Below are 509 nucleotides of genomic sequence, written 5' to 3'. Positions count from 1 at the left end.
CATCACCGATTTCAGCGGTTCGTAGAAGCAAGTCGCCGTCCAACTTGTGAACGGCGATTGATGAACTATGATCTTCCATTACAAACGACAACTTCCCTTTTCTTGATTACTCGCGTTAATTCTTACGAATCCCATAGTCACGTAACTTATTCGCAATAGACGTATGCGATACGTTCAAACGCTTCGCTAACTTACGGCTTGACGGGAACGACTGGTACAAACGCTCCAACACCTGGGATTCATAATCACGCATGATCTCGTCCAAAGAACCATCAATATTAAGCGTTGCACTGCCCCCGCCAACTGACTGCGGCTGTGGCAAATTAAAATGTTCGGCTTTCAGTAAATGACCATCCATTTCTGTTAGCGCTCGCAACACCATATTATCTAGCTGACGCATGTTACCCGGCCATTGGTAGCTGGCCAGTGCATCAACCAGACCGTCATCCAGCTCCGGCTTATCGATACCCAGCTGCTGCGCGTGTTTTGTCACGAACAAATCTAGCAAA

At 47.3% G+C, this 509-nt stretch carries 1 protein-coding gene and 1 pseudogene; both read right to left on the bottom strand.

Features of this window, described 5'->3' with window-relative positions; translation table 11 throughout:
* Positions 1-79, bottom strand: a pseudogene (locus R7R78_RS29680) (30S ribosomal protein S5 alanine N-acetyltransferase); the annotation flags it as partial.
* Positions 80-115: 36 nt separating this feature from the next.
* Positions 116-509, bottom strand: a 394-nt coding sequence (locus R7R78_RS29675; protein WP_406707417.1) for a TyrR/PhhR family helix-turn-helix DNA-binding protein, incomplete at its 5' end; no start/stop codon positions are given.

Source organism: Vibrio sp. 2134-1 (assembly GCF_033339495.1).
This window is presented reverse-complemented; position numbering and strand designations above follow the sequence as displayed.